18 protein-coding genes and 1 tRNA gene are annotated in these 20,402 nt (G+C 67.1%); 3 read left to right on the top strand and 16 right to left on the bottom strand.

Going from position 1 to position 20,402, the window contains the following annotated elements; translation table 11 throughout:
* Positions 1-17: 17 nt before the first annotated feature.
* The 8 genes from ACZF5Y_RS05640 to ACZF5Y_RS05605 form a co-directional block, all read right to left on the bottom strand.
* The gene (locus ACZF5Y_RS05640; RefSeq protein WP_497534838.1) at positions 18-557 is read right to left on the bottom strand and encodes a GNAT family N-acetyltransferase; all 540 of its coding nucleotides are present in this window, start codon (positions 555-557) and stop codon (positions 18-20) included.
* Positions 558-595: 38 nt separating this feature from the next.
* Positions 596-1,669 (bottom strand): peptide chain release factor 1, encoded by a 1,074-nt coding sequence (gene prfA, locus ACZF5Y_RS05635; RefSeq protein ID WP_053386479.1) that lies wholly within the window; start codon positions 1,667-1,669, stop codon positions 596-598.
* Positions 1,670-1,778: 109 nt separating this feature from the next.
* Entirely contained in the window at positions 1,779-3,815 is a 2,037-nt protein-coding gene (locus ACZF5Y_RS05630) for a hypothetical protein (RefSeq protein WP_497534837.1), read from the bottom strand.
* A gap of 152 nt (positions 3,816-3,967) precedes the next feature.
* A complete protein-coding gene (thrB, locus tag ACZF5Y_RS05625) occupies positions 3,968-4,921 on the bottom strand; it encodes a homoserine kinase (RefSeq protein ID WP_497534836.1) in 954 nt (317 codons plus the stop codon).
* On the bottom strand, positions 4,918-6,237 hold the full coding sequence (locus tag ACZF5Y_RS05620; protein ID WP_497534835.1) for a homoserine dehydrogenase: 1,320 nt from the start codon (positions 6,235-6,237) through the stop codon (positions 4,918-4,920). The genes thrB and ACZF5Y_RS05620 overlap by 4 nt, the downstream gene beginning before the upstream one ends.
* A gap of 70 nt (positions 6,238-6,307) precedes the next feature.
* A complete protein-coding gene (lysA, locus tag ACZF5Y_RS05615; RefSeq protein ID WP_497534834.1) occupies positions 6,308-7,741 on the bottom strand; it encodes a diaminopimelate decarboxylase in 1,434 nt (477 codons plus the stop codon).
* A 242-nt stretch (positions 7,742-7,983) separates the two neighbouring features.
* Positions 7,984-9,411, bottom strand: a complete 1,428-nt coding sequence (locus ACZF5Y_RS05610) for an APC family permease (RefSeq protein ID WP_497534833.1) — start codon at positions 9,409-9,411, stop codon at positions 7,984-7,986.
* 43 nt (positions 9,412-9,454) lie between these two features.
* Positions 9,455-10,558 carry an alcohol dehydrogenase catalytic domain-containing protein gene (locus ACZF5Y_RS05605; protein WP_053386484.1) on the bottom strand — a complete coding sequence of 368 codons (1,104 nt, stop codon included), beginning with the start codon at positions 10,556-10,558 and terminating at the stop codon, positions 9,455-9,457.
* A 156-nt stretch (positions 10,559-10,714) separates the two neighbouring features.
* On the opposite strand from ACZF5Y_RS05605, the gene ACZF5Y_RS05600 reads away from it, so the two are divergent.
* Entirely contained in the window at positions 10,715-12,151 is a 1,437-nt protein-coding gene (locus ACZF5Y_RS05600) for a PucR family transcriptional regulator (protein WP_497534832.1), read from the top strand.
* 15 nt (positions 12,152-12,166) lie between these two features.
* On the opposite strand, the gene ACZF5Y_RS05595 is transcribed toward ACZF5Y_RS05600, so the two are convergent.
* Both ACZF5Y_RS05595 and argS read right to left on the bottom strand, forming a co-directional pair.
* Positions 12,167-12,934 (bottom strand): LmeA family phospholipid-binding protein, encoded by a 768-nt coding sequence (locus tag ACZF5Y_RS05595; protein WP_497534831.1) that lies wholly within the window; start codon positions 12,932-12,934, stop codon positions 12,167-12,169.
* A gap of 14 nt (positions 12,935-12,948) precedes the next feature.
* Positions 12,949-14,619: an arginine--tRNA ligase gene (gene argS / locus ACZF5Y_RS05590; RefSeq protein WP_497534830.1), complete on the bottom strand. Its 1,671-nt coding sequence runs from the start codon at positions 14,617-14,619 to the stop codon at positions 12,949-12,951.
* Between the two features lie 105 nt (positions 14,620-14,724).
* On the opposite strand from argS, the gene ACZF5Y_RS05585 reads away from it, so the two are divergent.
* A tRNA-Arg gene (locus ACZF5Y_RS05585) sits at positions 14,725-14,797 on the top strand.
* A gap of 137 nt (positions 14,798-14,934) precedes the next feature.
* Here the strand turns inward: ACZF5Y_RS05585 and ACZF5Y_RS05580 are convergent.
* From ACZF5Y_RS05580 to ACZF5Y_RS05560, 5 genes are all read right to left on the bottom strand, one after another.
* Positions 14,935-15,255, bottom strand: coding sequence for a hypothetical protein (locus ACZF5Y_RS05580; RefSeq protein WP_497534829.1), 321 nt, complete (start codon positions 15,253-15,255; stop codon positions 14,935-14,937).
* A 38-nt stretch (positions 15,256-15,293) separates the two neighbouring features.
* The gene (locus ACZF5Y_RS05575) at positions 15,294-15,962 is read right to left on the bottom strand and encodes a Pr6Pr family membrane protein (protein WP_497534828.1); all 669 of its coding nucleotides are present in this window, start codon (positions 15,960-15,962) and stop codon (positions 15,294-15,296) included.
* Positions 15,963-16,038: 76 nt separating this feature from the next.
* Positions 16,039-16,458, bottom strand: coding sequence for a GNAT family N-acetyltransferase (locus ACZF5Y_RS05570; protein ID WP_497534827.1), 420 nt, complete (start codon positions 16,456-16,458; stop codon positions 16,039-16,041).
* Positions 16,459-16,528: 70 nt separating this feature from the next.
* Positions 16,529-17,527: a proline racemase family protein gene (locus tag ACZF5Y_RS05565; RefSeq protein ID WP_497534826.1), complete on the bottom strand. Its 999-nt coding sequence runs from the start codon at positions 17,525-17,527 to the stop codon at positions 16,529-16,531.
* A complete protein-coding gene (locus ACZF5Y_RS05560) occupies positions 17,524-18,546 on the bottom strand; it encodes an Ldh family oxidoreductase (RefSeq protein ID WP_497534825.1) in 1,023 nt (340 codons plus the stop codon). Before ACZF5Y_RS05560 ends, ACZF5Y_RS05565 begins: the two co-directional genes overlap by 4 nt.
* Positions 18,547-18,648: 102 nt before the next feature.
* On the opposite strand from ACZF5Y_RS05560, the gene ACZF5Y_RS05555 reads away from it, so the two are divergent.
* Positions 18,649-19,344: a GntR family transcriptional regulator gene (locus tag ACZF5Y_RS05555; RefSeq protein WP_497534824.1), complete on the top strand. Its 696-nt coding sequence runs from the start codon at positions 18,649-18,651 to the stop codon at positions 19,342-19,344.
* A gap of 18 nt (positions 19,345-19,362) precedes the next feature.
* Here ACZF5Y_RS05555 and ACZF5Y_RS05550 read toward each other — a convergent pair whose 3' ends face one another.
* Positions 19,363-20,319, bottom strand: coding sequence for a GlxA family transcriptional regulator (locus tag ACZF5Y_RS05550; protein ID WP_497534823.1), 957 nt, complete (start codon positions 20,317-20,319; stop codon positions 19,363-19,365).
* Positions 20,320-20,402 lie beyond the last annotated feature (83 nt).

Raw genomic sequence — 20,402 nt, 5'->3', positions numbered from 1 at the left:
GCGGCGCAGCGAGAGACTCAGGAACGCTGCGGCAACGGCGGACCGTCGGGGAAATCAGAACGCGTGAGGTCCAGGAACATCGCGTCTTCCAGGTGCCCGCCCGGCCGCACCTGGTAGTCGCGCAGCACGCCGATGCGGCGGAAGCCGAGGCGCTCATAGCTGCGAATCGCGCCCGCATTGTTCACGTTCGGATCGAGCGTAACGCGCGTCACACCATCGGCGAACTCGGCGCCGATCGCGAGCGCCAGCGCTTCCTCGCCGATGCGGCGCCCGCGGAAGCGCGTGCCGATGAACAGATGCATCACTGTGGTCGGATACTCGGGATCGTCCCCGCGCAGCACGAACATCGCTCCAGCTGTCTCTCCCCCGACCTCGATGATGCGGGCGACATCTGCGGCATCGATGAACTCGGCCTGCACGCGCTGCGGGGTGTACCCCACCCACCACAGCGACACCTCGGGTTCGTCGAGGATCGCCACGAGGGGTTCGAGATCAGCCGTCTGCGGGCCGCGGAGAGTAACGAGGGGGCCCACCAGGGGCTGCACTGCATCGGACATAGCTTCAGAGTAGCGGGTGCGAGCCGGGCCCGACGACTCTACTGGCCGAGGTCGGCCAGCCGCGCCTCTTCGTCCATGCGAATGCACGATTCGATCACGGCGTCGAGTGCGCCGTTCATCACATGGTCGAGGTTGTAGGCCTTGTAACCTGTGCGGTGATCGGCGATGCGGTTCTCGGGGAAGTTGTAGGTGCGGATGCGCTCCGAGCGGTCCATGGTACGGATCTGGCTCGAACGGTGGGCGCTCGCCTCCGCGGCGACCTCCTCCTGCTGCTTCGCGAGAATGCGAGCGCGCAACACGCGCATCGCCGCTTCACGGTTCTGCAACTGGCTCTTCTCGTTCTGCATCGCGACCACGATTCCGGTCGGCAGGTGCGTGATGCGCACGGCGGAGTCGGTCGTGTTCACCGACTGACCGCCGGGGCCCGACGAGCGGTACACATCGATCTTGAGGTCGTTCTGGTTGATCTCGACTTCTTCGGGCTCATCGACCTCGGGATACACCAGCACGCCGGTCGTCGACGTGTGGATGCGGCCCTGCGACTCGGTCACGGGCACGCGCTGCACCCGGTGCACGCCTCCCTCGTATTTGAGGTGCGCCCACGCGCCCTGCGAGGGGTCTGACGGGTTCGCCTTGATGGCGACCTGCACGTTCTTGTAGCCGCCCAGATCGCTCTCGTCTTTCTCGAGAAGCTCGGTCTTCCACCCTTTCGACTCGGCGTAATGCATGTACATGCGCAGCAGGTCGGCGCCGAACAGCGCGGATTCCGCACCGCCTTCACCGCCCTTGATCTCGAGGATCACGTCGCGTGCGTCATCGGGATCGCGCGGGATCAGCAGGCGCCGTACGCGCTCCTGCGCCTCGGCGAGCGCGGTTTCGAGCGCGGGAATCTCTTCGGCGAAGGCCTCATCTTCTTTGGCGAGCTCGCGAGCGGCTTCGAGGTCGTCGCCCACCTGCTGCCAGTGCTCGGACGCAGCCTTGATCTTGCTGAGCTCGGCATAGCGGCGATTGACCTTCTTCGCGCGCGACGCGTCAGCGTGCAACGCGGGATCGGCCAGTTCGTCTTGCAGCTTCGCGTGCTCGGCGATCAGCCCTTCGACCTGTTCGAACATCTTCTTTCCTCACCTCTCGCAGCCGCGACGTCGTCGCGCCCCAATCTACCGCCGGGATCCGGCAATGGCTGAGCCCGCCCCGGAGGATTCCAGGGCGGGCTCAGGTGCACTAGGACAGCGTGCCGGAACGCTGCAGCTCGACGAGCAGCGCCGCATTCGAGGCGCTCGCAGCCAGGCGCTCACGCAGGCGATCCTGCGCGCCCTCCTGCGTCAGCTCGGCGCGGAGGCGCGCAAGCACACCGGCTTCGTCGGCGCCGAGCACCGATTCTGCCTGGCGCGTGCGCGAGGCCGCGAAATCAACCTCGGCCGCGAGACCCGGGATCGCCTTCGCGATGCGCACTTCGCTGTTGACGACGGCAAGCACCTCGCGCAGCAGGAACTTGTCTGCGGACAGACCCGTCTTCGTCTGCACGGTCGCCACGACCGTCAGCGAACCGCCGTTCTCGACGTTACGTGCGGCCGAGAGCAAGCGCTTGATCTGGGCGAGCGCGAACTCGTCGATCTCCTCGAGCCCCGGGCGGCTCTGCGCATGCTGCGCCTGGGCGTAGGCGCGAGCGAAGCGGTTGAGCGAGTCGACGAGCACGACGACATCGTGCCCGAGCTCAACGAGACGCTTCGCACGGTCGATCGCGAGCTCCGCGATCGTGGCCTGGTCTTCAGCGCTGCGTTCGAAGGTGGCCGCGACCACTTCGCCGCGAACGGAGCGCTGCAGACGTGTCACTTCTTCGGGCTGCGCATTGGCGAGCACGAGCAAGAGGTGCGCGTCGGGTCGGTTGGTGCTGACCGCTTCAGCGAGTTCGCCGAGCAGTGCGGTGCCATCTGCACCCGCCGGGAGCACGAGCGCGGTGCGCTGGCCGAGCCCTGCGGGAGCCACGAGATCGATCGCGCGGCCGAGCACGCCCGACTGCGCGGTCTCGAAGCGCAGGCGCTCTTGCGGGTAGATGGGCGTCAGCTCCGCGATGTCTGCGCGCTGCTCCTGCTCGTCGACCGAACGACCGTTGATCGTATCGATCTTGACAATCGCGTTGTACTTCTGACGGCTCGCACCGTCGTTGGCGCCGGGCTGGCGAATCGCGCCGACCACGGCATCCCCGCGGCGCAGCCCGTACTTCTTCACCTGGCCGAGCGATACGTACACGTCGCTGGTGCCGGGAAGGTACCCGCTCGTGCGCACGAATGCGTAGTTGTCGAGCACGTCGAGAATGCCTGCGATCGGCAGCAGCACGTCGTCTTCGGTGATCTCGGGCTCAAGGTCGTCGCCCTGACCGCGTCGCTTGCGGTCGCGCTGACGGGTACGGCTGGAACGGTTCGAGTTGTCGCCGCCCTTGTCGTCCTTAGGTCCGTTCTGTCCCTGGCTGTTCTGGCGCTGCGCATTCTGGCTGTTGCCGCCCTGACCCTTGCCGTTCTGGCGGCTCTCGTTTTCGTCGTCAGCGGAGACCTCGGTCGATTCCGCGCCCTCGGCGTCGTTCTTCTGGCCGCGTCCACGGCCGCGACGATTGCGGCTGGGGCGCTCGCTTTCGCCGGCCTCCGTCTGCTCGGCGGCTTCTCCTGCCGATTCTGCTGGCGCATTTGCGGCGGGCTGTTCGGCCGCCGGCGTCACAGCGCCCTCGGCTTCGGCGGACTCAGTCGTCTGCGGTGCCGCGGTCGCGGCCGACGCACGGCGGCTGCGCGTGCGCTTCGCCGGCGCCTCGGGCGCCTCCGATTCAGCCGTGTCGGCAACGGGAGCAGCGGCGTCTGCAGCGGGAGCCTCAGCCGAGGCGTCGGCTGCAGGAGCCTCAACCTTCTTGCGGCTGCGCGTCGCGCGCTTCTTTGGCGCCTCAGCGGACTCGGCCGCTGGTGCCTCTGCAGCAGCGTCGGCGGCCGCCTCGGCGTCGGCTGCAGGAGCCTCGACTTTTTTGCGGCTGCGCGTCGCGCGCTTCTTCGGCGCCTCGGCGGCCTCTGCAGGAGCAATCTCTGCTGCCGGGGCGGCTTCCGCCCCCGGAGCAACCGCGGCAGCGGGCGTCTCGGTCGCAGCCGGCTCGCTCGCGACCGCAGCGCCTGCGGCAGCGCTCACGCGGCGCGAGGCACGACGGCGCGGCGCCGTCTCGGTCGGTGCTGCGGCGTCAGCTGCAGCAGGGGTGGTGGTGTCGTCAACGTTGGATTCCACGTTCTTCCTTTCGGAACGCCGCCAGAACAGCGCGCGCATATGGCCTCGCCCTCCCGCGGTGGTGCACTGATGTGCTTCGGGATCACCGTGCGATGTCTTCACGGTGAGATAACGATCCACAGTTCCGCATGAGCGGACATCGACGACTTCGGCTAGTGCGCAGAACCCGCGGGGATCGCCTCCACTGTAGCACCCTTGGTATCGACCGCCAGGGTGAGCACACGCCAATCCGGGTGCGTTTCGGTGACCTGGTCGGCCGCTTGCATACGGTCGAGCGGCCCGTTCGAGAGCACGAGCACGGAAGGCCCGGCACCCGACACCACTGCGGCGTGACCGGCGGATCGCAGTTCACCGATGAGGTCGCGCGTGGCCGGCATCGCGGCTCCGCGGTAGTTCTGGTGCAGGCGATCCTCGGTGGCTTCGAGCAGCAGTTCGGGGCTCTGCGTCAGCGCCGCGATGAGCAGTGCCGAGCGTGAGACGTTGAACACTGCGTCTTCGTGCGGCACCTGCTTCGGTTGCAGGCTGCGTGCGAGCTCCGTGGACATGGTGAAGCTGGGCACGAGTACGAGCGGCGCGACCCCGCGGTGCACCATGAGTCGTTTGAACCGGGGGCCCTGCTCGGTGGTCCAGGCGATCGTCAGCCCGCCGAAGAGCGCCGGTGCGACGTTGTCGGGGTGCCCCTCGAGTTCGGTGGCAAAGGCGAGCAGCTGCTCCTCGCTCAACTCGAGCGGCGCGACCGGGTCGCTCTGCAGCAGGCCTGCTGCGATCATCACGCCCGCGACGATCGCAGAGCCCGATGACCCCATGCCGCGGCCGTGCGGAATCCGGTTCTTCGCCGAAACGTCAAGCCCGGGCATGTCGCGCCCCAGCTGTGCGAAGACGTGCGCGGTCGAGCGCACCACCAAGTTGGTCTCGTCGGTGGGCACCTCCCCCTCGCCGACGCCTGACACAGATACGCTGGCCCCGGGCGCGTCGCGCACGACGGCGACGAGCTCGTCACCGTAGGCGAGAGCGATGCCGAGCGTGTCGAATCCGGGGCCGAGGTTGGCGCTGGTTGCAGGAACGCGAACCTTGACGGCGCGGCCGACGCCGCTCGCCGCGCTCACGCCTGACCCTCGAGTCGCAGCACGCTCGTGACGTCGGTGACGACGTCGGCGGCGCGCAACGCCTCGACCGTCGCTGCGAGGTCGGCCTCACGCGCGCGGTGCGTGCCGATGATGAGCGCGGCGCTCGGTTCAGCGCCTTCCGCGCCCTGCGCGACGGTCTGCTCGACGCTGGCCGCGGAGACGCCGTGTTCGGCGAGAATGCCGGCGATGCTCGCGAGCACGCCGGGCTGGTCGCGAACGGCGAGCATGATCTGATAGGCCGTCGTCACCTCGCCGACGGGCAGGATCGGCAGTTCGGCGTGGAGCGAACCCGGGATGCCGGGCCCACCGACCACGTGTCGACGCGCCGCGGAGACGACGTCGCCGAGCACGGCCGAGGCCGTCTCCGCGCCGCCGGCACCCGCGCCGTAGAACATGAGCTCACCAGCGGCTTCGGCCTCCACGAACACGGCATTCTTGCCGCCGTAGACCGCCGCGAGCGGGTGGTCGCGGCGGATGAGTGCCGGGTAGACGCGCGCAGAAACGCCCGAGGTGCCGTCGGCGGCCTCCAGGCGCTCCGCGATTGCGAGGAGCTTGATGACGTAGCCGGCGTTCTTCGCCGCGTCGATCTGCGCCCCGGTGATGCTCGTGATGCCCTCGCGGTGCACGGTGTCGACCGGTACCTCGGTATGGAAGGCGATGCTCGCGAGGATCGTGGCCTTCTGCGCGGCGTCGTAGCCTTCGACATCGAGCGTCGGGTCGGCTTCGAGGAAGCCGAGTTCACTGGCGACGCGCGAGGCGTCTTCGGCACTGTCGCCGAAGCGGTCCATGCGGTCGAGGATGTAGTTCGTCGAGCCGTTGACGATACCGAGCACCCGGGTGATGTGGTCGCCGGCGAGGCTCTCGCGGAGGGGGCGCAGGATCGGGATCGCCGCGGCGACCGCTGCCTCGTACGACAGCTGCGCGCCGACTTGCTCGGCGACCTCGGAGAGTTCGGGCCCGTGGGCGGCGATGAGTGCCTTGTTCGCGGTAACGACATCGGCGCCGCCCTGCAGTGCCTGGGTGATGAGCGCGCGAGCGGGCTCGATGCCGCCCATCAGCTCGATGACGATGTCAGAACCCTGCACGAGGCGCTCGGCATCCGTCGTGAAGAGCTCCTGAGGCAGCTCGACATCGCGCTTGCCGTTCACGTCGCGCACGGCGATGCCTGCGAGCGTGAGGCGCGCGCCGATGCGCGCTGCGAGCTCGTCGCCGTGCTCGAGGATGAGTCGTGCCACTTGCGCGCCCACTGAGCCGCAGCCCAGCAGTGCCACGCGAAGGTCGCGATATCCGTTCATCTGTATCTCCTTGAGGGGTGTGGTTCGGGATCGCCGCTTGCGGCGCACTGGTGAGGTCTGAGGCAGTTCGTCAGTCTGCGCGGGCCGGGGCCACCGGCGCCGGAATGACCGACTTCGCCAGCAGCTCGTCTTCGGTTTCGCCGCGCACGATGATGCGGGCCGCGCCGTCGGCGACCGCGATGACGGGCGGACGGGGCACATAGTTGTAGTTACTCGAGAGCGACCAGCAGTAGGCGCCCGTCGCGGCGACGGCGAGCGTGTCGCCCGGCCGCACGTCACCCGGCAGCACGTCGCGCTGCACGACGATGTCACCCGATTCGCAGTGCTTGCCGACGACGCGGACGAGCGCCGGGGCGGCGTCGCTTTCACGGTTGGCGATCCTGACCTGATAATCGGCGCCGTAGAGCGCCGGCCGCGCGTTGTCACTCATGCCGCCGTCGACGCTCACGTAGAGCCGTTCCGGGAAGCCGAGATCGGCCGGATCGGCTGCGGCATCGGAGCCGGCGAGCGCGACGGGCTTCGTCGTGCCGACGGTGTAGAGCGTGACACCGGCCTGTCCGATGATGGTGCGACCGGGTTCGAATGCGAGCTTCGGAATCGCGATGCCGACTTCAGCGGCGGTCTCCGCAATGATGTCGGCCAGTTCGGCGGCGATGCGCGCGACGTCGGGCGCTTCGTCGGCCTGAGCCGAGGTGTAGGCGATGCCGAAGCCACCGCCCAGGTTGAGTTCGGGAATGGGGCGCCCGGCGATCCGCTCGAGCTCGGGGTAGGCGCCGAGCAGTCGGCGCGCCGATTCGCGGAAGCCGTCGGTGGCGAAGATCTGCGACCCGATATGGCAGTGCAGGCCGACGAAGTCGAGGCTGTTCTGCGCCAGGATCGCCGTCACGAGTCGCGGCGCATCGTCGAGGGGCTGCCCGAACTTCTGGTCTTCATGCGAGGTCGCGAGGAAGTCGTGCGTGGAGGCGTGCACGCCGCTGTTCACACGCAGGCGCACGCGCTGCTGCCGGCCCGCAGCGCGTGCAGCCGCGGCGATGCGCTCGGTCTCGATCTCGCTGTCGATGATGATCGTGCCGACGCCGGCCTCGACCGCGCGCCGGATCTCACGCTCCGACTTGTTGTTGCCGTGGAAGCCGATGCGCGCCGGATCGACGCCCGCGGCGAGGGCCACAGCCAGTTCGCCGCCGCTCGCAACGTCGACCGCGAGCCCCTCGTCGACCATCCACTGCGCCACCTCGACGCAGAGGAAGGCCTTCCCGGCGTAGTAGACCGTCGCACTCGTGCCGACGCGTTCCGCTTCGCGCTGCAGCGCCTCGCGCACCTCGCGCGCACGGGCCCGGGCAGCAGACTCGTCGATCACGTAGAGCGGCGAACCGAACTGCGCGGTGAGATCGGTGGCGCGCACGCCTCCCAGCTTGAGCTGGCGGCATTCGCTGCCTCGACGGGCGGACGGCGGGAACACGCGCGCATCGATCGCGTTCGGGTTCGCGGCGTTCGCCTCGGCCATGTGTGCTCCTGGGGTCTCGATCTCGTGTCCGTCGGGCTCGCGGGCCGCGAGAGGGCGACCGATGGCGAGCGGACCCGGATTGGCCCCTGAAGCCGTGCGCGCGGAGGAATCCTCTGAACGAACCCGTTCAGCTTACCGGGTGAGCCACGTGGGCCGGGCATACGCCGAGGGCCGGCGACGACCCTGACGGTGCAGGATCGCGGCCGGCCCTCGAGCGAGTACCGTGCAGTCGGGTCGTGGGGCTAGCCCACGCCCTCGAGCATGTCGGTCTCAGTGTTGCCGATGTTCGCGATGACCTCGGGACGGCGCTTGCGGAGGAACACGAACCACCCGAGCGCGACGACCATGGTTGCGAGGAACAGGTACGGAATCACGTTGAGCGGGAAAGCCGGCACCGGGTACACGTTCGCGAAGAAGACGTAGACCATGGCGACGACGGCGATGAACGCGCAGATGCTCACGAGTGCGCTGCGCATCCCCTCACGACGCACCCACGCGACGCAGGCGATCGCGACCAGTGCGTAGGCGACCATGTATCCGAACGTGCCATAGGTGTCGACCCACACCACGATGTCCATCGGGTGCGTGCCACTGACGAGCAGGATCACGTCGAGCAGAATCGCGAGCGGACCTGCAATGAGCAGCACGCGGTGCGGGGTCAGGTGGGTGTCGTGCGTGCGGCCGAAGCGCTCGGCCACGACGCCTTCCTTGCCCATCACATAGATGATGCGTCCGACCACGTTGAGCGGTGCCACGACGACCGCGAAGAACGACGCGGCGACGCCGAAGGTCAGGATGGGGGTGAACCAGCCGGGCATGCCGATGCGCTCCGAAATGGCCTGCAACGGGCTCGCGACCTCGCCGAGATCATCGCCGAGCACGGCGATCTGCGTGTATGCGGCGAAGACGTACAGCACACCGACGACTACGGCGCTCCACATGATGGCACGGGGAATCGCGGTGTAGGGGTTCTTGGCTTCGCGCCCGAGCGCATCTGCCGAGGAGAAGCCGACGAAGCCGAGGATGCCGAGCACCATGCCCGCCGCGACGCCTTGGAACGGCACGCCTTCGAATGAGAACTGCTTCGGGTCCCAGGCGTCGGGTCCGATCGCGATGAGCGCCGTGACGAGCAGGATGAGGATGATGGCGACCGAGGCGAGCTCGAGCACGAGCGAGACGCGCGCGGAGATGCGGATGCCGCGAATCGTGAAGAACGTTGCGAGGCCGCCGATCACGATGGCGAGCGCGACGAGCCAGATCTTGCTCGACGCGGGCAGGCCGAACGACACGAGCAGATCAGACATGTACGAGACCGCACCGCCCAGCGAGCCGGCGGCGATGCCCCAGCAACCGATGATGAGCGCGACGCCCGCGATGTACGCACCGGTCGGGCCAAGGCCCTTCGCGACGTAGGTGTAGAGGGATCCGGCCGACGCGTTCTTCTTCGCGAAAACCGCGACGCAGTAGCCGACGCAGACGATGACGATCGTCGCGAGGATGAACGACAGCATCGTGCCGTTTCCGGCACCGATGAAGATCGACGCGGCGGTGAACGCGATGACCGCGCTCGGTGCGATGTTCGCGATGGCCTGAGCGGCGAGCTCGGGCCCCGACATCACGCCGCGGCGCAGGCCGGCATCGACCGGAGCCTGCTGGGTAGTGGTGGTCATATGAGTGACTCTCCTTCGAGTGGGTGGGTGATCCGCGAACGGATTACGGGATGAGCAGGGTGCGCAGCACGCCGCCCGTTTCGAGATCGTCGAGCGCTTCTGCGGCCTCGGCAAGGGGGCGCCGGCCCGAGATCAGCGGATCGAGCTTGAGCTGTCCGTCCATGTAGCGGTCGACCAGCGCGGGAATGTCGATCGACGGACGCACCGATCCGTAGTTGGAACCGAGAATGCGCTGGTCGGCTTCGGCGAGCACCAGCGGCTCGAACGACGCTTTCGCGCCGGTCGGCGGCAGCCCCACGATGACGGCTGCGCCGCCGAGCCCGAGCATGCGGATCGCCTGTTCCGTGGTTGAGGTGCGGCCGATGGCATCGAATGCGTAGTCGACACCGTCGGGAATGAGCTCGAAAAGCTGCTCCACAGCGTCACGGTCGGAGGCATCGATGCGATCTGTCGCACCGAACTGCAGGGCCATTGCGGTCTTCTCGGGCACCACGTCGACGGCGATGATGCGTTCGGCGCCGGCAAGCTTCGCGCCCTGCACGACGTTGAGGCCCACGCCACCGCAGCCGATGACGGCGACGGTCGAGCCGGGCTCGACGCCCGCAGTGTTGAGCACGGCGCCGACGCCGGTCGCCACCGCGCAGCCGACGACCGCGATGACGTCGAGGGGTGCGTCATCGCGCACCTTGATGGCGCCCGAGACTGGTACGACGACCTCTTCGGCGAAGGAAGAGACGCTGAGGTAGTGGTGAATGGGCTCGCCCGTGTCGGTGCGGCTGAGGCGCGAGGTGCCGTCGAAGAGCGAGCCGTGGGTGTTGTTCACCTCGACGACCTTCTGGCAGCGGGCCTCGTGCCCCTGCAGGCAATAGCGGCACTCCCCGCACGGCGGCACCCAGCTGAGCACGACGTGGTCGCCGACGGCGAGCGACGTCACGCCCTCGCCGAGCTCGACGACGACGCCGGAGCCCTCGTGCCCCATGACCATGGGAGCGGGAGCATCCCACTCGCCGCGCTTCACATGCAGGTCGGAGTGGCAGACACCGGCAGCGGCGATCTTCACGCGGACCTCACCGGCTTTCGGCGCCGCCAGTGTGACGTCGGTGACCTCTGCGCGGGTCGAGGGATCTCGGAACACGACAGCTTGCATGCTGCACTCCTTCGTTCAACGGATTCGGAACGCCTCGGATCACAGCGTGCGACCGCGATGGCGACTCAGATGAGGCTACGGAGCAGCGATGGCGCTTGTCATTGTGCCAAGTAACGATCTTCGCGCCTTATCTTCACCACTTGGTACACTCTCGACATGGCTCTCGATCTCTCCGCGGTGGTGCGCGCGGTTGGCGGGTCGGTTGCCGCTGGGCGGTTGCCGGATCGCACGCCCGTCGACGGCGTCGCCGACATTGACGGGTACGTCGTCATCGGCAATCCGGCATACGCCACGCTCGTCACCGGCCCTTCCGAGAAGTTGCTCACTGGCCTCGACTCCCCCGGAGACCGGCGCGAGACACTGCTCGGCGCGGTGTTCGTCTCCCCCGAGAACGACGAATTGCTGCGCTCAGCGCTGCAGGCGCACGGCATGACCGCGATCCTCGGCACGGAGCCCTCGGGTACGACGCTGCACGCCGCGCTGCGCGCACTGATCGCCGACGACCGCGCCGCCGCCGATCGCCTCGTCACCGCCGGCATGAACGTGCTCACCCAGGTCGCGCGACGCGGAGGCGTGACGGCGGTCATCGCCGAACTCGCCCACCGCATCGACGGCTGGGCCGTGCTGCTCGACGCGCACGGCCAGGTCATCGCGAGCGCAGGGGCCGGGCGCCTGCATATCTCAGACGCCGCAGCATTCGCACTGGGGCGCCCCGTGCGCGTGCGGCACGATGGCCTGCAGCTGCACCGCGTCGGATCGGATCAGGATCTCGCCGGTTCGCTCGTGATCGCGACGCGCTCGAGCCGCACGAGCCACGCCCGCGATCTGTCATCGCTTGCCGCCGCGCTCTTCGACCTGCTGCTGCGGAGCCACGACCCGTCGCTCACCGAGCATCTCGGTCGCGGCGCCCTCCTCGACACGCTCGTCGCAGGCGGAGATCGCGCCGAGCAGTTGCTGCACCGCTGGGGAGTGCATGAGCGCACACTCACCGCGTTCGAGCTGGGTGCGCGCACACGCACGATCGATCTCGAGCGGCTGCTGCGGCGCTGGTGCGACGAGCTCGGTGCCGAGCACGTCTTCGCCGCAGATCACGGCCACATTCGCGGATTCGTGCGGGACGATCTCGCTGCACACTTGCACGCCCGTGTGCTGGAGTTCGCCCCCGTCGGCGGCCTGCGCGTGCACCTCGGCGTCGGCGACCCCGCTCCGGTCACCGCGCTCGCCCAATCGGCGACGCAGGCGCACCAGGCGCTCGGTGCCGCCCTCGATGACGGCCGCCCCGCCGTGCGCTACGCCGAGTTGCCCACCGTCGACCTCGTGCTCTCCTCCCTGCAATCCGCGAACCGCGGCGGCCTCACCGTACTGCTCGATCCGTTGCGCGAAGCCAATGGTGAGCATGGCGAACTCACCAGCACGCTGCGCGTATTCCTCTCGGAGCATGGAGCGCACCGGTCGAGCGCGACGCGCCTCGGCATCCACCGGCAGACACTCGTCTCACGGGTGCGCCGCATCGAGGATCTCACCGGGCTTTCGTTCGATCGCGCCGACGACCGGGCCGCCGCGTGGCTCGCGCTGCGGGCTGCAGGATTGTAGACGTCTTTACTGACGTTAGCCGCAGGTACCCTGCTGCTGCTCGGCAGAGTCAGAGATGATGCCGGGTGCGAGCGAGGCTCGCAGGGTCACTGAACCCGTGCTCGAGAGGACGATGTCGGTCAGGGTGATCCCGCGCGGCAATTGGTCGGCGATGCAGACGGTCTGCGGCTTCAGGATCGGGTCGAGCAGCGAGCCCGTCGCCTGCGCGAGCTGCTCGGTCGAGAGGTCGAAGCCCGCAGCGCTCAGGCCGAGCGGATCGATCTCGACCGCTCCATCCACCGCTTTCACACCGAGTCGTGCCGAGATCGTGAGCTCCTGCCCGAACGTCTCCACCGAGCGACCGACGACCAACTCACCGTTCTGCACCGCTCCGGTCTGCGCGACGCCCTGGGTGAGCAGGGCGATCACCGGGGCGAGCTGATCCTGATCGAGTGTGAGATCGACCGTGCCGTTGGTGATATCGCCCGACGTCGGATTGAACGGCACGAGATCGGCGTGCAGAGTGCCGTCGGCCTGTATTCCGTCCATCACTGGCGCATCTGGAACTTCAACCGTGACGTCTCCGACTCCGCCGCGCACCGCATTCAGCAGCGTCGAACCGCCGAGTGACACGTCGACTGGATGATCATCGGTCAGCTTCAGTTCCGTGCGCACGGCACCCGCAATGACACCCGGAATGATGAGGCGCAGCGCGAACTCCGCTGCAGCCCCCAGCAGCCCGACAACCACCACGACCGCGATGAGCTTCGTCCACCATCTCGACCCCCGCCGCTCGGCCCCCATACCGAAACTCCGCTCTACAACCGCTCGGGGGCAGTCACGCCGAGCAGATCGAGCCCATTGCGCAACACCTGACCCGCAGCGTCGTTCAGCCACAACCGCGTGCGATGCAGATCTTCGACTGGCTCTTCGCCGAGCGGGATCACGCGGCAGCTGTCGTACCAGCGGTGGTAGGCCGCAGCGAGTTCTTCCAGGAAGCGCGCAATGCGATGGGGTTCGCGCAGCTCCGCAGCGCCCGCGACGATGCCCGGGTACTGCTGCAGCTTGCCGAGCAGTTCGGTCTCGGTCTCGTGCGTCAGCAACTCGGGTGCGAACGCGCTGCGGTCGATGCCGGCAGCTGCCGCGTTTCTGTCGACGGCGCAGGTACGTGCGTGCGCGTACTGCACGTAGAAGACCGGGTTGTCATTCGTGCGACTGCGCACCTGCTCACCGTCGAGCGCCAAGGGCGAATCGGCCGGGTAACGGGCAAGCCAGTAGCGCAAAGCGTCAGAGCCGAGCCATTCGAGCAGGTCGTCGAGCTCGATGATGTTGCCCGCGCGCTTCGAGAGACGCGCGCCATTCAGGTTCACGAGCTGCCCGATGAGCACGGTGACGTCGGTCTCGATGTTGTCGCCCGCGGCGCCCGCGATCGCCGTCAGACGACCGATGTACCCGTGGTGATCGGCTCCGAGCAAATAAATCTTCTCACCGAACCCGCGATCCATCTTCGACAGGTAGTAGGCGGCATCCGCAGCGAAGTAGGTGTAGATGCCGTTGCCACGGGTGAACACGCGGTCCTTGTCATCTCCGAATGCGGTGGTGCGCACCCAGATGGCGTCGTCTTCCTCGAAGACGTGGCCCTGTTCGCGCAGACGGTCCACCGCCGCAGCGATGGGACTCGGCGAGCCGTCGGCCCCCTCGGTGTGCAGCGTGCGTTCCGAGAAGTACACATCGAAGTGCACGTTGAAGCGTTCAAGTGAGTCTTTGATTTCGGCGAGCTGAATCTGGTAGCCGAGTTCCTGCGCCTGCTCGAGCGCCGCGTCGCGGTCGCTCCGTGCGAGCTCGGGCAGGTTGGGCTCGCGCTCGAGAATCTTGCGGCCGAGTTCCTGGATGTAGGCACCCGGGTACGCGTCTTCGGGTGCCTCTTCGCCAAGCGCCGCAGCAAGCACCGACCGGCCGAACTTGTTCATCTGCGCACCGGCGTCGTTGATGTAGTACTCGCTCGTGACCTGCGCGCCCGCGGCTCGCAGCACGCGCGCCGTCGAGTCGCCGAGCGCGGCCCAGCGGGTGTGGCCCATGTGCAACGGGCCGGTCGGGTTCGCGGAGACGAATTCGAGGTTGATGTTCTGGCCGGCAAGCATGTCGCTGCGGCCGTACTGCTCACCCTGCTCGACGACGCGACGCGCCGTCTCACCCGCACTCGCGGCATCGAGCGTCAGGTTAATGAAGCCGGGGCCCGCGACCTCGGCCTTCGCGACGCCGTCGATCTCGAGTGCGCGCGCCACAATTTCCTCGGCGAGTTCGCGCGGGTTCGCCCCGATGCGCTTCGCGAACTTCATGGCGGCATTCGACGCCCAATCGCCGTGCTCGCGGTTCTTCGGTCGCTCGACCTGCGTGTCCTGCTCGGTGACGACGATGTCGGAGCCACGGGCGGCGACGAGGTCGGAGAGGATGGCGGCGAGTGCGGTAGCGAGTTCTTGAGGCGTCACGAGCATCGATTCTAGTCGCCGCGGCGCACCCGGCCGTTCAGGTCGGGGTCGCCCAGTACGGAAGGTCAGGGGTTGTGCGCTAGGCTGGTCGGGTTGCATCTGCTCGCCTCCGTAGCTCAGGGGATAGAGCGCCGGTTTCCGGTACCGTAGGTCGGGGGTTCGAATCCCTCCGGGGGCACCGCAACATCAGCTCCCATCGCGTCAGCGATGGGAGCTTTTTTCATGTGCGCGGGCTTTCGTGTGATGCCCACAGCGACACGAGGCCGACATGCTGCTTGCGAGATCGCTCGGCACCTGAAGCGATCCGGCGCGGTCTCAGCTCCAGGCCCCCGTCAGCAACGCGATAATCAGGATGACCTGCAGGCCGCCCAGCACGATGCCGGTGATCGGCCAGGCATAGGTGCGCCTGGCCGAGATGGCGAAGCAGAGTGCGACGATACCGAGCACCGCACCGACCGCGCCGATCAATGCCGACAACGGCATGACGATGAGGAGCAGCCACCCGTAGTTCTGATCGATGGTGACCATCAGCAGGATCACGATCGCGATCAGCAGAATCCCGGCCGCCGATACGACGGTCGCTGCAAGCCCCCAGCCGAAGGCTCGACGATCAGGGCGAAGCTCGAGTTGGGTCATGCGCCCAGCATAATGAGCGGATTGGATAGGGCAAGAGGTTACGCGCGCGGCTGCAGCTTCCGGCTCACCCACACGACGATCGCGTCGAATCCAAGAATCACGATGGCGATCACGACGACGTAAATCGCAACGATGCCATACCCACCGATGCGTTCGGGATTCAGGAACGGGTAGGGGTACCATCCGGTCGCAGCGCCACGAATCAGCGTGTAGATCGCCCAGACGATCGGAAAAATCGCGGCGACACGCAGGTGGCGGAACGTGAGTGCTCCCCGCCCCGGAGCGAAGATCCAGGCGGCGACGACAAGAATCGGACCGATGAGGTGCAGCACCTCGTTCGACCAGCCGAGCGTCGCCTCTTGATCGAGTGAGATTTGGCGCAGCAGCGTGTTGTAGACGATGCCGGTGGTCGCCATATAGGTGGCGACGGCACCGAAGAACGCCGTGAACCACGCAGGATCAGACGCGCGTGTCGACGAGAACCATGCGGCCTTGATCAGTGCGATGACAGCCAGCACGTTCGACAGGATCGTGAAGAAGCTGAAGAAGTTCGTGTAGAAAAAGGCGCGGTCTGCGGGACCGAAGCTCAGGCTGTACACGAGTTGCCCAACGATGGCCGTGAGAATCAGGAGTGCAACCGCTGCGGCGAGCACCGCGAACAGGCGGCGTCGGGCGGTGGCGTGCGCGGGAGCGTCGGTCTGCGTCATCGGGGTCCTCACGTCTGAAGGTGAACTCCCCTATTCTGCCGCAGGCGTTGACCTGCCCACCACGAAAAATCGAGCGTCACCGGCGTTCTGCGACCAGCACCTGATGCATTCCTGAAGCCCCCTCTTGGGCGAAACCCAGAGATTCGTACACTCCAACCGCATCGTCACTGGCGAACAACCCCACGAATAATTCGACGTCGCCGGTCGGCCGCAGCAATTCGAGCAGTCGTGCAACCAGGTCCGTTGCGATCCCCCGCCCGGCACACTCGGGCGCGACAATCACGTCTTGCACGTACGCATACTGCAGCCCGTCGCCCACGGCGCGCGCCATTCCGATCACTCTGCCACCATCATCGACGCAGACAGCTCCTGCCAGTGAGGCTCGCAGCGAGGACGCGCGCACTTCGTCGTCGAAATGGTGCTGCCAGCCGACTGCTGCGGCGAGAGCCGCATGCTCAGCGGGAGTGGCGACGCGGTCGAGGATGCGGTGAGACATAGCGGTACCGTATCCGCTTGCCATGCGAAGGGGCGAGGGCCTTGCGATCCCGGCGCGGTCTCGCCTCAGCTCACAACGTGAACCCCGCGGGGAACGGGTCCTCGGGATCGAGCACGAATTGAGCGAACGAGGTGATCCATGCGCGTCCCGTAATGGTCGGGATCACCGCTTCCCGGTCGGCGATGGTTGTTCGATCGACCAGACGCCCCGTAAAGCTGGTGCCGATGAACGAGTCATTGATGAAATCGCTGCCGAGCGGGAGCTCGCCGCGAGCGTGCAGCAGTGCCATGCGTGCGCTCGTTCCGGTACCGCCCGGTGACCGATCGATCCATCCCGGGTAATTGACGAGCGCGTGGCGCGTATGGCGGGCATCGGATTCGGGCGCAAGAAACACCACGTGCTCGCACCCCGAATAGCCGGTGACCGGGTGCACCGGAAGCGCCTGAGCGTTGACCGCAGCCATGACCTCGCGGGCGGCCGAGATGAGCTGATCCGCCGCATCTCGTTCCCAGGGAATGCCGAGCGATGCGAGACTGACGAAGGCGTAGTAGTTGCCGCCGAAGGCGATATCGACGCTCACCGCCCCATGGGTCGCTGTTTCGATCACAACACCCTGCTGCTGCACGAACGACGGCACGTTCGTGATCGTCACCGACTGCGCCTTGCTGTCGCGCACTGAGACGTCTGCTGCGATCAGCCCGATCGGGGTGTCGAGCGTCACGCGGGTGACCGGCTCTGTCACATCGACCATGCCGGTATCCACGAGCACGGTGGCAACGGCCATCGTTCCGGCGCCGCACATGGGTAGCACCCCCGTGACCTCGATGAACAGCACTCCCCAGTCTGCATCCGGGTGGGTCGCAGGCTGCAGAATTGCCCCCGAAAGCGCCCCGTGCCCGCGCGGCTCATTCAGCAAGAACGTGCGCAGGTGGTCGGAGTGCTCAATGAACCACTCGCGCCGTTGCTGCATCGTGGTGCCCGGAAACGCAGGCACGCCTCCGGTGACCACGCGCACTCCCAACCCGGCGATATGGGCATCGACTGTATGAATCGTACGCGTGCTTCTCACGAGGCGAAGTCCCCCACCACCTCGGTGCCGTGCCCCGCCGCTTCCGTGAGCACATCGAGTACCGCGACCGGGATGTCGAACGTGTCTCGATCGGGCTTTCGCCGACCGAAGTCGGCACCGTGCCGACGCGCGAGATCGGCGAGGCGCTCTTCGGAACGGTCGATGTACGTCTCGTCGAATGCCAGGGGATCGATCGCGATGACGAAGAGTCCGAGGCGGGGTGACATCGTCTCACGGTCGGGCGACGACTCCTCGGTGATCGGTGCGGCAGCCGCACTCAACGTTGCAAGAAGTTCCACCATGAACGCGAGGTTGGCGCCCTTCGCGCCGCCGAACGGGAGCAGGGCGCCTTCGAGCGCGGCCGTCGCGTGCTCCGTCGGATCGCCGTGAGCGTCAATTGCCCAGCCACCTGGAATCCTCCCGTCACCGCTGGCCGCGTCGCGAACATTGACCCACGCGGTGACGCTCGACGCCTGATCGAAGAGTCGTGGTCCCAAGGGGTGCGGAATCGCGAATGACAACGGGTTGGTCCCCAGGATCGGACTGGCAGAACCGAGCGCTGACATCAGCGGCCTCGCATTGCTCGCCGCCAGAGCTAGCAGCCCTTGCTCGGCGATGTGCTGGGAGTAATAGCTGAGCGCTCCGGCACTGAAGGCGTTGTACACCGACAGAGCCGCGATTCCGAAGCCGCGCGCCCGTGCCACGAACGCGGGCGCGACCTCATCGAACGCACGCTGCACCGCCCCACTATCGGCGTCGACCTGCGTGACCGCCGGCCGCGACATCGAGATCACCGGATTCGGTGCACCGTTCATTCCGCCGCCTCGCAGCGCTTCGAGGTAATCGAGCAGATGCGACGCTCCGACTTCTCCACGCCCGCGCCGCTCTGCGGCGATCGTTGCAGCCGCAACCGACTCGCAGGTGGGGGCATCGGCCCCGGCTGCTCGCAGAGCCGCTCGGCACACCTCCCCGAACTCCTGTGCGGTGATCGATACGGACGTTCGCTGCGCAGTCTCCATGAGGCCCCCACGCTATCGCAGCAGCGGTATCGCGCAAGATCTTGTATGCGAAAGCATCATATTTCGGCATGTGGTCCTTTAGGATCTAATCAGGAGGATCACATGCCCATTCCCGCTTCATCGAAGCCCAAGATCGCGCGGCGGCTGCTGCGCGATGAAGCACACGATGCGATTCGAGACGCCATTCTCGACGGAACGCTCGCCGCTGGCGAGCAGCTCGACGACGCCAGCCTGCAAGAGTGGCTGGGTATTTCCCGCACTCCGATTCGCGAGGCGATCATCGCCCTGCAGGTCGAAGGCCTCGTCGAAATCGCCGCGCAAACCCATACTCGGGTTGTGCAGCCGAGCCGAGAGAGCGTCGAGGACGCGATTCAGACGGTGGGGGTGGTACTCGGCGGTGTGATGCGCACTGTTGTGCCCGCGCTCACCGACGAGAGCCGTGCGACGATGCTCGCCTTCACCGACCGCGCACAGGCGGCCATCGACGCCAATGATGTGCGCGGCCACATGGCGGTCGCCGTCGAGCTCTACGACTTCCTCGTGCAGCAGTGCCCGAACCCGACACTGCAGAGGCTCGCGGCGGGCACGGTCACCTCGCTGAGCTTCCAGTACCGCATCACGATCGATTCGCGCACCCCGAACTGGGAGCTGCTCTCAAGCGGCTGGCGTCGCATGCGAGAGGGCATCGAAGCCGCAGATCCGATCGCCACCGAGCTCGCGTTCGAAGACATTCACCGCCTCCCGCTCCCCGGGCCGGCGTGGGCCCCGGCGACCTGGCACGAACCCGCCGAATCCTGACGGCTTCGACGTCGGCGATCACGCCGCCTCGCGAAAAGCGGCGCGGTAGTTCGCCGGCGTCGTGCCCGTCTCCGCATGAAATCGGTCCCTGAGTACGGCGGCATTGCCGAACCCGCAATGACCGGCGATCTCCTCGATCGAGGCGTCGCTCGTCTCGAGCCACTCGCGGGCCCGTACGACCCGCTGCTGGGCGACCCACCGAGAAACAGTCGACCCCGTGCGCTGCCGAAACGCGCGCGTGAACGAACTCCGGCTGGCGTGCACCTGGGCCGCCAGAGCATCGATCGTGAGCCGTTCATCGAGATGGTCGAGCGCCCAACTGCATGCACGCCCGACCGGATCGTCGATCTCGGGCACGATGGGCGACTCGATGAATTGCGCTTGGCCTCCCGGCCGGTGCGGTGCAGCAACGATGCGTCGCGCGGTGCGGTTCGCGATGTGCTGCCCGCTTCTCGAGGCCAAGAGATGCAAACACGTGTCGATTCCCGCACTCGCACCTGCTCCCGTCAACACCGACCCCTCGTCGACGTAGAGCGCAGATGGGTCGAGGCGCACTTCAGGAAAGCGAGACCGAAACACCTCGGCCCATTTCCAGTGCGTCGTCGCCGCCCGAGTATCAAGCACGCCTGCATCGGCCACCACGAAGGCCCCTAAGCAGAGCCCGACGATCATCGCGCCACGGTCGTGAGCGCGCCGGATCGCAGTGACGACAGGGACCGGGGCAGCCTCGTGCGGTGCACCCCACCAGGGCACGACGACGACGTCGACGTCTTCGAGCAGGTCCAGGTCGTGCGGCACCACGATGTCGAAGCCCGCACTCGTCGGCAGGGGGCCAGCCTGCTCTGCGCAGATGCCGATCGCCCAGGGCTCCGACTCCCCCGCGGGCGTCTCGGGCCCGAGCACCAGAGACGGCACGGAGAGGTGGAACGGGCTGATCACGGGAAACGCGATTACCGCGACACGTGGTGCTGACATGCGATTGACCCCGCGCTTTCGTCCATTTTCCATGCAGTGCGACCCGATCGCATCTGTTCCGGTGCAATCGGCCGAGTCACACT

It is taken from the genome of Leucobacter sp. WKLB1, from assembly GCF_059696215.1.
Note: the sequence above shows the minus strand (reverse complement) of the source record. Positions and strands in the feature narration are given on the sequence as shown.

Excerpts from the sequence above, each read along its gene's own strand:
- ACZF5Y_RS05640 (WP_497534838.1), bottom strand. The coding sequence starts at position 557 with ATGTCCGATGCAGTGCAGCCCCTGGTGGGCCCCCTCGTTACTCTCCGC.
- prfA (WP_053386479.1), bottom strand. The coding sequence starts at position 1,669 with ATGTTCGAACAGGTCGAAGGGCTGATCGCCGAGCACGCGAAGCTGCAA.
- ACZF5Y_RS05620 (WP_497534835.1), bottom strand. The coding sequence starts at position 6,237 with ATGAACGGATATCGCGACCTTCGCGTGGCACTGCTGGGCTGCGGCTCA.
- lysA (WP_497534834.1), bottom strand. The coding sequence starts at position 7,741 with ATGGCCGAGGCGAACGCCGCGAACCCGAACGCGATCGATGCGCGCGTG.
- ACZF5Y_RS05610 (WP_497534833.1), bottom strand. The coding sequence starts at position 9,411 with ATGACCACCACTACCCAGCAGGCTCCGGTCGATGCCGGCCTGCGCCGC.
- ACZF5Y_RS05605 (WP_053386484.1), bottom strand. The coding sequence starts at position 10,558 with ATGCAAGCTGTCGTGTTCCGAGATCCCTCGACCCGCGCAGAGGTCACC.
- ACZF5Y_RS05600 (WP_497534832.1), top strand. The coding sequence starts at position 10,715 with ATGGCTCTCGATCTCTCCGCGGTGGTGCGCGCGGTTGGCGGGTCGGTT.
- ACZF5Y_RS05595 (WP_497534831.1), bottom strand. The coding sequence starts at position 12,934 with ATGGGGGCCGAGCGGCGGGGGTCGAGATGGTGGACGAAGCTCATCGCG.
- ACZF5Y_RS05580 (WP_497534829.1), bottom strand. The coding sequence starts at position 15,255 with ATGACCCAACTCGAGCTTCGCCCTGATCGTCGAGCCTTCGGCTGGGGG.
- ACZF5Y_RS05575 (WP_497534828.1), bottom strand. The coding sequence starts at position 15,962 with ATGACGCAGACCGACGCTCCCGCGCACGCCACCGCCCGACGCCGCCTG.
- ACZF5Y_RS05570 (WP_497534827.1), bottom strand. The coding sequence starts at position 16,458 with ATGTCTCACCGCATCCTCGACCGCGTCGCCACTCCCGCTGAGCATGCG.
- ACZF5Y_RS05560 (WP_497534825.1), bottom strand. The coding sequence starts at position 18,546 with ATGGAGACTGCGCAGCGAACGTCCGTATCGATCACCGCACAGGAGTTC.
- ACZF5Y_RS05555 (WP_497534824.1), top strand. The coding sequence starts at position 18,649 with ATGCCCATTCCCGCTTCATCGAAGCCCAAGATCGCGCGGCGGCTGCTG.
- ACZF5Y_RS05550 (WP_497534823.1), bottom strand. The coding sequence starts at position 20,319 with ATGTCAGCACCACGTGTCGCGGTAATCGCGTTTCCCGTGATCAGCCCG.